We start from the raw sequence: 13,355 nt of genomic DNA, 5'->3' as shown, positions 1-13,355 counted from the left end.
CTTTGGACCGATCCGTTTCGGGGTGTGAGTTCGCGTGCATGGGTCGTGGGCGCAAACCCGTAACCCATGACACAAACCCCAAACTCACGACTGCGCTGCTCACCGCCGTCACCCTGGCGCTCTCGGCCGCGATCGCCACCGCCCCGCTCGCGGCACAGGCCCCCGCCCGCAAGCCCGCCGCCACCAGCAAGGCCACGCAGGACCTCCGCAATGCCTCGCTCGAGGTGCGTCTGGCGTACGTGCGCCGGCTGCTGCGCCTCTCGCCGCTCGTGGATGGGCACAATGACCTGCCGTGGGCCATGCGCGAGGAGAAGGAGAAGCCGCTCGACGTGGAGGCGTACAACCTGCGCCGCACGACGAGAGGCATGACCGACATTGCCCGGCTGCGGCAGGGGCAGGTGGGCGGGCAGTTCTGGTCGGTGTACATCCCCGGCGACATCCGCGACAGCGGCTACGCGCGCGTGCAGCTCGAACAGATCGACATCGCCCGTCGCGTCATTGCCCGCTATCCCGATGTGTTCACGCCCGCGCTCACGGCCACCGAGGTGCGCAAGGCGTACGCCCAGGGGAAGATCGGGTCGCTGTTGGGCATGGAAGGGGGGCACGCCATCGAGAATTCACTCGGAGCGCTGCGCGCGTACTACGATCTGGGCGTGCGCTACATGACGCTCACGCACAACGTCACCCTCGACTGGGCTGACGCGGCCAACGACCGCCAGCGGCACGGTGGCCTCACCAACTTCGGGCGCGAAGTGGTGCGCGAGATGAACCGGCTGGGGATGCTCGTGGACCTCTCGCACGTGTCGCCCGGCGTGATGAGCGATGCGCTTACCACCACCGAAGCGCCAGTGATCTTCTCCCACTCGAGTGCACGCGCCATTACCAACGTGCCGCGCAACGTGCCCGACAGCATTCTGGCGCGCCTGCCGAAAAATGGCGGCGTGGTGATGGTGACCTTCGTGCCCGGTTTCGTATCGCAGACGGTGGCCAATCACGGGGCGGCGCTCACGGCTGTGCGCGACTCCATCGCGAAGCGGTATCCGGGGGACAACGACGCGCAGTTCAAGGCGGCCGCCGCCTGGCGCGAACGCAACCCCACGCCCATCGCCACCATCAGCGATGTCGCCGACCATCTCGATCACATCAAGCAGGTCGCCGGTGCCGCGCACGTGGGCATGGGTGGCGACTACGATGGCATCACCGAAACGGTGCAGGGGCTCGAGGACGTGTCGAAGTATCCGTACCTGCTGGCCGAGCTCGTGAAGCGCGGCTGGACCGAAGCGGAACTCCGCGGCCTCGCCGGGGAGAATGTGTTGCGCGCCCTCGCCCGGGCTGAAGCAGTATCCGCGCGCCTCCGCAAGGAGCGCCCGGCGTCCACGAAGACCATCCAGCAGCTCGACCGGAAGATCACGCCCTGAAGGGAGTCCCATGACGCTCGACCGTCGGCAGTTTCTCAAGACGTCCGCCGTGCTCGGTGGCGCGGTGGGGCTCGGCCTCCCCGCCGTGGCCGAGGCCTTCACCGCCGACGGGGTGCGCCCACTCGCGTATCGCCCCGAAACAGGCGACGCACAGCCCAAGCCGCTGCGCATTCTCATTCTGGGTGGCACCGGCTTCATTGGGCCGCAGCAGGTGGAGTACGCGCTCGCGCGCCAGCACAAGCTCACGCTGTTCAATCGCGGCAAGACCAACGCGGGGCTCTTCCCCACGGTCCCGCGCATCATCGGCGATCGCAACGTGGCCGGCGGTCATGATGGTCTCAAGCAGGGTACCTGGGACGTCGTGATCGACAACCCCACGCGCAATCCAGCGTGGGTGCGCGATGCGGGCGTGGCGCTCAAGGGGCGGGTGGGGCAGTACGTGTTCGTGTCGACGATCTCGGTGTTCAGCGACTATTCGAAGCCGGGGATGGACGAGAACGGCCCACTGCACACACCTGGCGCGGAAGCCATCTGGGCCAGCAACGACGGCGCTGCCTACGGTCCCAACAAGGTGCGCTGCGAACTCGAAGCGAAGGCGCAGTTTGGCGAGAACAAGCTGACGATCGTGCGCCCGGGGCTCATCGTGGGCCCCGGAGACTTGAGCGACCGCTTCAGCTACTGGCCGGTGCGTATCGACAAGGGTGGGGAAATTCTCGCGCCCGGCACGCCGAACGATCCCGTACAGTATGTGGACGTGCACGACCTGAGCGAGTGGATCGTGCGGACCGGTGAGAACCACACGCTGGGTACGTTCAATGCCACGGGCCCCAAGGGGCCGACGACCATCGCCGAGATGCTGCTCGGTATCAAGAGCGTCACCACGAGCGACGCCCGATTCACGTGGGTGCCGGCGGAGTTCCTCGCCGAGCAGAAGGTGCGCGCCTGGAGCGAGATGCCGGTGTGGCAACCCGCCATGGGCCCCACCCTCGGCTTCATGCAGGTGAATTGCCAGAAGGCCTACGCCGCGGGACTCACCTTCCGCCCGCTCGCGGATACGGCCCGGAGCACGCTCGACTGGTACAAGACCCGTCCGGCGGTGGAGCAGGAGAAGGCGCGGGCCGGCATCGCACCCGAGAAGGAAAAGGCGGTACTGGCCGCGTGGCACGCGAAGACGGGAAACTGACCATGGCTACCCACAACACGCCAATCAAGCCGCTGCGCATTCTCATTCTCGGCGGCACCGGATTCATCGGGCCGCATCAGGTGGAGTACGCGCTCGCGCGCGGCCACACGGTCACCCTGTTCAATCGCGGCCGTACCAATCCGGGGCTGTTCCCAACCGTCGAGAAGCTCATCGGCGATCGCAATGCGCCGGGTGGCTACAAGGCGCTGGAAGGTCGCACCTGGGACGTGGTGATCGACAACCCGGTGCAGGTGCCGCGCTGGGTGCGTGAGGCCGGCGCCGTTCTGGCGCCGAACGTGGGCAAGTACGTGTTCGTGAGCACCCTCAGCACGTACAAGAACCGGGCGAAGATCGGCATCAGTGAAGCCGATGTCGACCAGCTCAACCCGCCGGCCGCCCCCGATGCCACCGAGAAGGATGCCAGCTACGGCGAGCGGAAGGTGCGCGGCGAGATGGACGCGAAGGCCACCTTCGGCGAGCGCAAGGCGCTCATCGTGCGCCCGGGGCTCATCGTGGGCCCGGGCGATCTCACGGATCGCTTCTCGTACTGGCCCATTCGCGTGGAGCAGGGTGGTGAGATGCTGGCGCCCGGCACTCCCGATGATCCGGTGGCCTTCATTGATCAGCGCGACCTCACCGAGTTCATCATCCGGCTGTGCGAAGCCGATGCCACCGGGACCTACAACGTGGTGGGCCCGCAGTACGGCCTCACCATGAGCGAGATGCTGTACGGCTGCAAGGCGGTCACGACCAGCGATACCCGCTTCACCTGGGTGGACGCCGACTTCCTGCTCGAGCGCAAGCTGCGCCCCTACGCCGACCTGCCCGTGTGGATGCCGCCGCGCGGCAACAGCGCTGGCTGGGCCCGCATGGACATCAGCAAGGCGGTGAAGGCGGGGCTCACCTTCCGCCCGCTCGCGGTCACGGCGCGCGACACACTGACCTACTTCCACCAGCAGTCCCCCGAACGACAGGCGCAGCTCAAGGCCGGCCTTGCCCCGGAGAAGGAGCAGCAGGTGCTGGCGGAGTGGCGCGCCAGAGCTGGTCGCTGAGTGAAGCGCCTTCTCTCTCGGCTCGGCACGGTCGAGCCGGGCGAAGAGCGGTCCACCCTGCTCGCCGCCACGTACTTCTTCTTCGCGCTCGCCAGCTATTTCATTCTGCGGGCAGTGCGCGATGCGGCCGGCGTGGCGGCGGGGACCGACAAGCTGCCGTGGCTGTTCACCGGCACGCTGCTCACCACGCTGGCCATGAATCCCGTGTATTCGGCCATCGTGGCGCGGCTGCCGGTGCGGCGCTTCATCCCCGTCGTCTATCGCATCTTCATTGCGCTGCTGTTGGGGTTCGCGGCCATCATCAAGTACGGCCCGCCGGCGTGGGAGCCCTACCTGGGCCCGGCGTTCTGGATCCTCACCAGCATCTACTCGCTGTTCATCCCCTCGGTGTTCTGGGGGTTCATGGCCGACAGTTTCCGCCCCGATCAGGGGAAGCGGCTGTTCGGCTTCATCAGCGTGGGCGGTACTCTGGGCGCACTCGCCGGTGCGTTTCTCACCTCGCGTCTGGCACAGGTGGTCGGTACGCCGGTGCTCATGGTCATGAGTGTGGTGCTGCTCGAGTGTGCCGTGCAGGCGGCGAAGCGCTTCCCGCCCAGCTTCCGCGACGACACGCGTGCCCGCGATGCGGCCGACAAGTCGGTGGGTGGCTCGTCGTTGGCAGGGATCACGCACGTCCTCACGAGCCCGTATCTGTTGGGCATCTGCGCGTACATGCTGCTGTTCACCATCGGCTCCACGGTGCTGTACTTCCAGCAGGCGGAGATCGTGGGCGCGCGCTACGCCGATCGCGAGGCCCGCACGGCCTTTCTCGCCACCATCGATACGGTGGTGCAGAGCCTCACCATCCTGGCGCAGCTGTTCGTTACGGGGCGCGTGATCAAGTGGGTGGGGGTGGGGGCGACGCTGGCGATCATGCCCGTACTCAGCCTGGTGGGCTTCACCGCCCTGGGGACGTGGGGCACGCTCACGGTGTTCGTGCTCTTCCAGGTGCTGCGGCGGGCCGGGGAGTACGCCTTCGGCCGACCGGCGCGGGAGGTGCTGTTTACCGTGGTGCCGCCGGAAGACCGCTACAAGGCCAAGAACTTCATCGATACGTTCGTGTACCGCGGCGGCGATCAGATCGGGGCGTGGTCGTATGCGGGGCTGTCGGCGGCTGGACTGGCGGCGGGGACGATCTCCCTGATGGCGGCGCCCATGAGTTTCCTCTGGCTGGGCGTGGCGTACTGGCTGGGGCGGCGAAACGTCCGGATGGAAAAGGGCTGAACGGCGAGTTCCGTGCATCCGCCACTCGGCAGTCCGCCGTCCATCCAATTGACTTGACAGCGTTAGGTGAACGACGTACCCTTCCGTTGTGACCACCTCCGTCATCCGCACCGCATCGCTGGCCCGCCGGGAACGGCAGAAGGCCGAAACGCGCCAGGCCATCCTGGACGCGGCGCGCGAGCTGTTCGTTACTGAGGGGGTCGAAGCCACCACCATGCGGGCCATCGCGGCGAAGATCGGCTACACCCCCACGGCCATCTACCATCATTTCCGCGACAAGGACGCGCTCATCGTCGAGCTGTGCATGGCCGACTTTTCGGCGCTCGGCCAGGCGATGTTCAGCATCGGGCGCATCGAGAATCCGGTAGACCGGCTCCGGGCCATGGGCTTGGCCTATACGGATTTCGCCATGGCAAATCCCAGCCAGTATCGATTCATGTTTATGACACCATTAGATCATGAGCGCATCGATGCCCACGGCAACGGCTTCAAGACGCCCGACGAAGACGCCTACCAGTTCCTGTACGCGACGGTTCAGGAAGGCATCGCCAAAGGCCTGTACCGGCCGGAGCTCACCGACCCCGTCGAGCTCGCCCAGATGTTCTGGGGCGGCATCCACGGTGTGATCGCGCTCTGGTACACGCACTGTCAGGTGCCGCACATCGTGCTCAACGACCCGCGGCTCACCGTGCGCACCATGTGCGATACGCTCATTCGAGGCGCCATTCGCCACCCGCGCTGACCGCCCCGCGCTCGCTGCTCACCGGGCGCTCAGGCGCCCTTCTTTCGGCCCGTTTACTTAACACTGTTAGTCCAAATAGCGATGTTCAACACCAAACCGACGCCTTGTCGTCCGTGGGTTACCGCAACCGTCGTGGCGCTGCTCGCCGCCGCCCTGTTGGCCGCGCTCGCCGCCACGCCGGTGGCCGCCCAGCAGCCGGGCACCGCGCGTGAACTGCTCGACGGCTACGTCAATGAGGCGCTCCGCGAGAACCTTTCGCTGGCGCAGCAGCGGGAAGCGCTCCGCCGCGCCGACGCCGGGATGCGCGAAGCCAACGGCCGCCTGCTGCCGTCGCTGGGGGTGAACGCCCGCTACTCGGAGTTCAGCGGCGTCGTGAACATCGGCGACTTCATCAATCCGGCCTACGGCGCCCTCAATCAGCTGCTGGGTCAGCAGCGTTTCCCCACCGATGTCGCCGCGACGTTGCCGTTTCGGCAGGAGACCAGGCTCGAGCTGCAATTGCCGGTCTTCAACGACGCGCTCTTCGCCGCCCGCGCCGCGGCGCGGGCCCAGCGGGATCTGGTGGGGAGTGCGCGGCGCGCCGCCATGCGGCAACTCGCCGCCGATGTGCAGCAGGCGTGGCTGGGGTACGCGACCGCCGTCCGCGCCGTCGAAACGCTCGAGGCCACCGTGCCGGTGCTCGACGAGAACCTGCGGGTGAGCGAGCGCCTGATCGCCAACGGACAGGCCACGCCCGACGTGCTCCTGCGCGCCCGCGCCGAGCGCAGCGAACTGCAGCAGCAGCTGGAAGACACCCGGCGGCAGCGTGACGCCGCCCGACGTGGTTTCAACCTGCTGCGCAATGCGCCCGACGAGGCGCCCATCGCCCTCGTTGACGACAGCACCATGCTCGCCGCCCGCCTCACCGATGGGGACGTGCTCGTGGCGGCGGCGCTCCAACGCCGCGAGGAACTTGCGCAAAGTGCGAGTGGCATCACCATCGCCCGTGCGCAGGAACGCGCCGCGGCGGCGGCGTTTCTGCCGAATGTCGGCCTCGCCGCCAGTTATGGCGTGCAGGGCAACCGCTACCGGTTCGACCGCGATAACGACGTGGGCATCGCCTCGCTCGTGCTCTCGTGGAACCTCTTCAACGGCACCCAGGACGCGGCACGGCGGGAGCAGGCCCAGGCCACGCGCGTGGAGGCGCAATACCGGCAGCGCGAAGCGGTCCGCGCGGTGAGCGTGCAAGTGCGCAATGCCGTGGACGCGGTACACGCCGCCCGCGCCATGCTGGCTTCGGCCGATGACCGTGCCGCCTCGGCGGAACGCGCCTTCGCCCTTGTGCAGCGTCGCTTCGCGGAAGGGCTGGCCACGCAGGTGGAGTTCTTCGGCGCGCGCTCCAGTGCCACCGCCGCCGCGCTCAATCGCGTCATCAGCCGCTTCGCCTACGCCTCCCGGGTGGTGGAACTCGAACGCGCCGCCGCCCTGCGTGCGCTTCCCAACTGAACCAATACCGACCATGCGCCCTTCAACCCCGACCCCCCGGACCCCCGCCATGGCGTCGCCCGCCCGCTTCCCCCGGACCCCGCTCCTGCTCGTCGCCCCCCTGCTCGCCGCTTGTGGCACCAGCACCGACACGGCGGCCGCTGACGCCCCGACGCTGCGCGCCGCCCCCGTGCCGGTGACCGTTGCCACGCTCGACCCGGGAGACTCCATGGCGGTCGTGACCGCCACCGGCACCTTCGAATCGCGCGACGAGATTCCGCTGGCCTTCAAGATCGGTGGGGTCATTACCCGCGTGCTCGTGGACGAAGGCGCCACTGTGCAGCGTGGCCAGATCCTCGCCGCCCTCGACTTGCGTGAGATCGACGCCGCCGTGGCCAAGGCGGAGGTGGCCACCGACAAGGCCCAGCGCGATCAGGCACGGGTGCAGCGTCTGGCGGCCGACAGCGTCGCCACGCTGGCCCAGCTGCAGGATGCCACCTCGGCACTCGACGCCGCGCGCGCCGATCTGGCGGCGGCCCGCGTGAACCGGGATTACGCCGTCATCACCGCACCCGAGGCCGGTATCGTGTTGCGACGTCAGGTCGCTCCCGGCAGCACCGTCGGCCCCGGAACCACGGTGCTGACCATGGGCGGCACGCGCCGCGGTCGCGTGCTCCGGGCCGGTGTGCCCGACCGCGATGCGCTGCGCATCCGCGTCGGCGACGCCGCCACCGTGCACTTCGATGCCATGCCGAAGGCCCGCTTCGAGGGCAAGGTGATCTTGGTGGGACGCTCCGCCGACCCCCGCACCGGCACCTACGCGGTGGAGGTGTCACTCACCGGCACCGATGCCCTGCCGAGCGGCCTCGTGGGCCAGCTCCGCATTGCCGTGAAGGGGAAGCCGGTGGCCATGCGCATCCCCGTGGATGCCTTGCTTGAGGCCGATCGCGACTCCGCCACCGTGTACACCATTCGCGTCGACAGTGCCGGTGCGCCCGTTGCCGCGCCGCAGCGAGTCGCGGTGGGTGCGCTCTCCGGTGATCAGGTCCACATCAACGGTCTCGCCCCCGAAGCACGCGTCATCACCCGCGGCGCCACGTATGTCACCGCCGGGGCACCGGTGCGCATCATCACCACGCCGTTCCTCGACAGCGTGACGGCCTCGACGACGGCCCGCGCCGCCTTGCTTGCCGCAGCCACCGGGAGGCGCACTCCGTGAACCTGCTCAGCGCCCTCACCGAGTTCTCCGTTCGGCGGTGGCAGTTCACGGTGCTCATCTTCCTCATGTTCGCCGCCCTGGGCGCCGTGAGCTGGATGAACATTGCCCGCGCCGAGGATCCCGATTTCCCCATTCCCATCTTCACGGCGGTGGCCGTCTATCCTGGCGCAAGCCCGGAAGACATGGAGCAGCTGGTTACCGAGCCACTCGAACGGCAGCTCCGCACGCTGGAGGATCTCAAGAACCTCCAGAGTACCAGCTCTGATGGCCTGACGGTGATTCGCGTGGAGTTCGAATCCGAAGTCGATGCGGACCGCAAGTACGATCAGGTCATCCGCGAGGTCAATGCGCTGCGCCCCGCGCTGCCGGCGGCGTTGCAGCGACTCGAGGTGCAGCGCAACGAAAACAGCGATCTTGCCGTGCTGCAGCTCGCGCTCGTGGCCCCGTCGGTGCCGTATGCGCGCATGGACGACGTGGCCAAGCGTCTCGAGGATGCGCTCGAGCGCGTACCGGGGGTCAAGCAGGCGGCGCGCTGGGCGGCACCCCCACGCGAGATGCAGGTGACCCTCGACCTCGGCCGGCTGGCGCAGCTGCGACTCACGCCCGCGCAGGTGCTGCAGGCGCTGGGGAGCGACAATACACAGATCCCCGGTGGCTCGGTGGATGTGGGAACCCGGCGCTACAACGTGTCCACGCTCGGCCGTTATCGCACCACCGATGAGGTCGGGCGCACCGTTGTGGGCGGCAGTGATGGTGCCGTGGTGCGGGTGCAGGATGTAGCCACCGTGCAGTGGAACGACGGGGACGCCGTGCACATGGGCCGCTACAATGGCCAACGGGCGCTGTTCGTGACGGCCGCGGTACAGAAAGGGCGCAACATCGCCGAGGTGCGCGACCGCGCGTGGGAGGTACTCGACGCCTTCGAACCCACGCTCCCGCCCGGCATGTCGCTCGCCCGCGGCTTCGATCAATCCGAGAACGTCAATGCCCGCCTGTCGCGGCTCGGCTGGGACTTCGCCCTCGCGATCGGCCTGGTGCTGCTCACGCTCCTGCCGCTGGGGACTCGCGCCAGCCTCATCGTGATGATCTCCATTCCCACGTCACTCGCCATCGGGGTGATGCTGCTCTACGCGACTGGCTATTCCATCAACCAGCTGTCGATCGTAGGCTTCGTGATCGCCCTCGGTCTGCTTGTGGACGATTCCATCGTGGTCGTCGAGAACATCGCGCGGTTCCTGCGCGAGGGGTATTCGCGCACGCAGGCGGCGATCGAGGCAACGAAGCAGATCGGCGTCGCGGTCCTCGGGGCCACCGGCACCCTCATCTTCGCCTTCGTGCCGCTCCTGTTCCTCCCCGGGCTGTCGGGGCGCTACATCCGGTCGCTGCCACTGGCGGTGGTCTATGCCGTGCTTGCGTCGCTCGTGGTGTCGCTCACCATCATTCCGTGGCTCGCCAGCCGCCTCATGCCGCGGCACGAGCACGCCGATGGCAACGCGGTCCTGCAGTGGCTCGACGGTGGGATCAAGCGGAGCTACGCCCCGCTGCTGCGCCGCGCGATGGCGTGGCCGCGGGCCACGCTGGTGGCGTCGTTCGCGCTGGTGGTCGCGGCCATGGGGCTCGTGCCGCTGGTGGGCTTCTCGCTCTTCCCCAAGGCGGGTACGCCGCAGTACCACGTGGACGTCACCATGCCGGAAGGCACGTCGCTCACGGAGACCGATGCCGCGGTGCGGTACGCCGAACAGGTGGTGATGCAGGACGCCAATACGCGCGGTGTCTTCGCCAACGTGGGCAAGGACAATCCGGAGGTGTACTACAACGTCTTTCAGCGCGCCGAGGCGCCCAACCGCGGCCAGCTGCTGGTGCTGCTCAAGGCCTATCACGAGGAGCGGACGCCACGCACGCTCGACTCGCTGCGCACCCTGCTGGCGCTGTATCCCGGCGCGCGCATCGAACTCAAGGAATTCGTGAATGGTCCGCCCATCGATGCGCCCATCGCGATGCGGGTGGAAGGCACGGACCTCGACACGCTGGCGCGCATCGCCGCACAGTACGAGACGGTGTTCAAGGAGACGGCCGGTACCCAGTACGTGAACAACCCCGTGCGCCTGCGCCGGTCGGATCTGCGCCTCGTCGTGGACAAGCAGAAGGCGGGGTTGCTGGGGGTCCCGAGTGCCGAAGTGGAGCGCACACTGCGCCTCGGCATCGCCGGTCTCGAGGCGGGGAAGATGCGCGCCGACAATGGCGACGAGTATCCGATCGTGGTGCGCATGGCGCATGAGGGGCGTCCAGCGCCCGAGGCGCTCGAGCGCATTTCCGTGAGCAGTGTGACCGGGGCCATGGTGCCGCTCGCGCAGATCGCGCAGGTGCGCTTCGCCTCCTCACCCACGTCCATCGACCGGCGTGACCGGCAGCGCGCGGTCACCGTGACGAGCTACGTCCAGTCGGGCTACAACACCGATGCGGTGACCCGCGAGATCATCGAGCGGCTCCAGGCGATTCCGCTGCCCACCGGCTACACGCTCGTACCGGCCGGCGAGATCGAAAGCCGGGAGGAGAGCTTTGGCGGGATCGGCGGGGCGGTCGTGGTGGCGGTGTTCGCCATCCTCGCCATCCTCGTGTTGGAGTTCCGCGACTTCCGTACGACGCTGGTGGTGGCGAGCGTGATTCCACTCGGCGTCGTCGGTGGCATCGTGGCCCTGCTGTTCAGCGGGTACACCCTGAGCTTCACGGCCATGATCGGCTTCGTGGCGCTGGTGGGCATCGAGATCAAGACAAGTATCCTGCTCGTGGACTTCACCGACCAGCTGCGGCGCGAAGGCGTGGCGCTGGACGAGGCGATCCAGCGCGCCGGTGAAGTGCGCTTCCTGCCCATCGTACTGACCACCTTCACGGCCATCGGTGGGCTGCTCCCGTTGGCGTTTCAGGGCAGTGGCCTGTACTCGCCGCTGGCCTGGGTCATCATTGGCGGGCTGGTGAGCAGCACGCTCATCGCCCGACTGGTGACGCCCGTCATGTACAAGCTGCTCGCGCCGGCGCTCGACGATGCGGAGGCGTCAGCCTCGGCGTCGATCCCGCGGTTTGCCACGACCGATCCGCACGCGGCCTAGCCGGCCGCGTGCGGTGGGCGGCTCACTCGGCGATCATGGCGAGGCGGTCGCCCAGGGCGCCGAAGCCACGCGCCGTGGCCAGAGCACCGGGGGTCGTACCGTCTTCCATGATGGCCAGTGGGTCGGCGCCACGGGCCAGCAGGAGATCGCAGAGGGCCTCATCGCCCCGCGACGCCGCCAGGTGGAGCGGGGTGCTGTTGCCGGCGCCACGCGCCTCGACATCGGCGCCGGCCAGGATGAGCCGGCGCACGATGCCGGGCCTCGTGGCGCCGGCCAGCGCCGCATGGAGCGGCGTATTGCGCGTCGCGTTCGTGGCGTGCGCGTCGAGCGGCGCGCCGTGGTCGATGAGCAGCGCCACGGCGTCGTCGCGACCGAAGAATGCCGCGAGGTGCAGCGGCGTCCACCCGTCGCTGCTGCGGCGCACCCGGGCATCATCGTCGTTCTCGATGGCGGCCCGTAGCGCCTCCACATCCCCAATGGCCGCCGCCTCGCACGCGTCGAGCGCACGCCCGCGCAGCAGCAGCGGCACGAGGTCGAACGCACCCACATACGCCGCATGCAGCACCAGCGACTCGCCGCCGCTGGCCCGCATGCCGGCCCGGCTGGCGTCCTCGTCCAGCAGGCGCACGACGGCCAGCTGGTCCTTGGTGCGGATGGCGGCAAGCAACGACTCGGGGGCGATGGAGACCATGGGACTATCCTGCGAGGCGCCTGCGGCGGCGTCAATGGCGGGCAAACGATCCGTCGAGGCAGGGGGATGCGTGACGAGCCGGTAAAGAGTGGCCACCAATTCGCGCACGCTCCTGCAGCCCGTCGCACGAGGAGGTACCGTGAGGTGGTGGTCGTCCGTTGGTTCATCGTCCCGCGTCCCTCTCGTCTCCCGCCTGTGATACCGCCACGCCGCACCCTGTGCTTCGCCGTCCTGCTTGCCGCCACGGCATGCATGCGTCCCGCGCTTCAGCCCGTGCCGACGGATCGCCCCATCATCGTCGCGCACCGGGGCGCCAGCGGGCACCGTCCCGAACACACGGTGGCCGCGTACACGCTGGCCGTGGAGATGGGCGCAGATTTCATCGAACCCGATCTCGTCAGCACCAAGGACGGGGTGCTGGTGGCGCGTCATGAGAACGAAATCGGTGGCACCACCGATGTCGCCTCGAAGTTTCCCGAGCGGCGCACCCGCAAGGTGGTGGACGGCGACAGCGTGACCGGGTGGTTCACCGAAGACTTCACGCTCGCCGAACTGCGTACGCTGCGGGCCAGAGAACGGCTGTCCTTCCGGTCGCACGCCTACGATGGGCAGTTCCCCATTCCCACCTTCGACGAGGTACTGGCGCTGGCCGATTCGCTGGGGCGCGCTCACGGGCGGGTTGTGGGGGTCTACCCCGAGACCAAGCACCCCAGCTACCATCGCGCCATCGGGCTGCCGCTCGAGCCGGCGCTGCTGGCCTCGTTGCGGGCGCGCGGGCTCGACCGGCGCGATGCCCCGGTGTACATCCAGAGCTTCGAGGACGGCAACCTGCGGGCGCTGCGCGGCCAGACGCGTGTGCGGCTGGTATATCTCGTGAGTGAGCGGGCGCTCACGCCGGCCCGCCTGCGGGACATTGCCACGTTCGCCGACGCGGTGGGCGTGAACCAGCGACTGGTGGTGGCACCGGACTCGGCGGCGGTCCCCTCCCGTGTGATTCGCGACGCACACGATGCCGGCCTTAAGGTGCACGTGTGGACGCTGCGGTCGGAGCCGGTCTTCCTGGCCGCCCGGTACGGTGGTGACCCGGTCGCGGAGGTGCGCGAAATGGTGCGGCTCGGGGTGGACGGCATCTTCGGCGACTTCCCCGACGTAGTGGCGCGCGGGCTCGACGTGGCGCCCCCGCGGCGTTGAGCATGGCGACCACGTCGCGCTGAAC

10 protein-coding genes are annotated in these 13,355 nt (G+C 68.4%); 9 read left to right on the top strand and 1 reads right to left on the bottom strand.

Annotated features, from left to right (window positions below; genetic code table 11):
• Positions 1-38 precede the first annotated feature (38 nt).
• The 8 genes from O9271_RS16045 to O9271_RS16010 all read left to right on the top strand — a co-directional run bounded on the left by O9271_RS16045 (position 39) and on the right by O9271_RS16010 (position 11,448).
• Positions 39-1,418, top strand: coding sequence for a dipeptidase (locus O9271_RS16045; RefSeq protein ID WP_298271895.1), 1,380 nt, complete (start codon positions 39-41; stop codon positions 1,416-1,418).
• Positions 1,419-1,428: 10 nt separating this feature from the next.
• On the top strand, positions 1,429-2,601 hold the full coding sequence (locus tag O9271_RS16040; RefSeq protein ID WP_298271892.1) for a twin-arginine translocation signal domain-containing protein: 1,173 nt from the start codon (positions 1,429-1,431) through the stop codon (positions 2,599-2,601).
• A 2-nt stretch (positions 2,602-2,603) separates the two neighbouring features.
• A complete protein-coding gene (locus O9271_RS16035; protein ID WP_298271890.1) occupies positions 2,604-3,653 on the top strand; it encodes an NAD-dependent epimerase/dehydratase family protein in 1,050 nt (349 codons plus the stop codon).
• Positions 3,654-4,916 (top strand): MFS transporter, encoded by a 1,263-nt coding sequence (locus tag O9271_RS16030; RefSeq protein ID WP_298271888.1) that lies wholly within the window; start codon positions 3,654-3,656, stop codon positions 4,914-4,916.
• 88 nt (positions 4,917-5,004) lie between these two features.
• Positions 5,005-5,658: a TetR/AcrR family transcriptional regulator gene (locus O9271_RS16025; protein WP_298271885.1), complete on the top strand. Its 654-nt coding sequence runs from the start codon at positions 5,005-5,007 to the stop codon at positions 5,656-5,658.
• A gap of 132 nt (positions 5,659-5,790) precedes the next feature.
• Positions 5,791-7,143 (top strand): TolC family protein, encoded by a 1,353-nt coding sequence (locus tag O9271_RS16020; protein WP_298271882.1) that lies wholly within the window; start codon positions 5,791-5,793, stop codon positions 7,141-7,143.
• A gap of 49 nt (positions 7,144-7,192) precedes the next feature.
• Positions 7,193-8,341, top strand: a complete 1,149-nt coding sequence (locus tag O9271_RS16015) for an efflux RND transporter periplasmic adaptor subunit (protein ID WP_298271879.1) — start codon at positions 7,193-7,195, stop codon at positions 8,339-8,341.
• Positions 8,338-11,448 carry an efflux RND transporter permease subunit gene (locus O9271_RS16010; RefSeq protein WP_298271877.1) on the top strand — a complete coding sequence of 1,037 codons (3,111 nt, stop codon included), beginning with the start codon at positions 8,338-8,340 and terminating at the stop codon, positions 11,446-11,448. The genes O9271_RS16015 and O9271_RS16010 overlap by 4 nt, the downstream gene beginning before the upstream one ends.
• Before the next feature lie 22 nt (positions 11,449-11,470).
• Here O9271_RS16010 and O9271_RS16005 read toward each other — a convergent pair whose 3' ends face one another.
• Positions 11,471-12,139, bottom strand: a complete 669-nt coding sequence (locus O9271_RS16005) for an ankyrin repeat domain-containing protein (protein WP_298271874.1) — start codon at positions 12,137-12,139, stop codon at positions 11,471-11,473.
• Positions 12,140-12,412: 273 nt separating this feature from the next.
• Between O9271_RS16005 and O9271_RS16000 the strand changes: the two genes are divergently transcribed.
• Positions 12,413-13,330 carry a glycerophosphodiester phosphodiesterase gene (locus tag O9271_RS16000; RefSeq protein WP_298271872.1) on the top strand — a complete coding sequence of 306 codons (918 nt, stop codon included), beginning with the start codon at positions 12,413-12,415 and terminating at the stop codon, positions 13,328-13,330.
• The last annotated feature ends 25 nt before the right edge of the window (positions 13,331-13,355 follow it).

The organism is Gemmatimonas sp. (assembly GCF_027531815.1).
In the GTDB taxonomy this organism is placed as follows: Bacteria; Gemmatimonadota; Gemmatimonadetes; order Gemmatimonadales; family Gemmatimonadaceae; genus Gemmatimonas.
The sequence above is the reverse complement of the archived record's forward strand: the minus strand, read 5'-3'. Positions and strand labels throughout refer to the sequence as shown.

Bases quoted from the DNA above. Each gene is read 5' to 3' on its own strand.
- O9271_RS16045 (WP_298271895.1), top strand. From the start codon at position 39: ATGGGTCGTGGGCGCAAACCCGTAACCCATGACACAAACCCCAAACTC.
- O9271_RS16040 (WP_298271892.1), top strand. From the start codon at position 1,429: ATGACGCTCGACCGTCGGCAGTTTCTCAAGACGTCCGCCGTGCTCGGT.
- O9271_RS16035 (WP_298271890.1), top strand. From the start codon at position 2,604: ATGGCTACCCACAACACGCCAATCAAGCCGCTGCGCATTCTCATTCTC.
- O9271_RS16015 (WP_298271879.1), top strand. From the start codon at position 7,193: ATGGCGTCGCCCGCCCGCTTCCCCCGGACCCCGCTCCTGCTCGTCGCC.
- O9271_RS16005 (WP_298271874.1), bottom strand. From the start codon at position 12,139: ATGGTCTCCATCGCCCCCGAGTCGTTGCTTGCCGCCATCCGCACCAAG.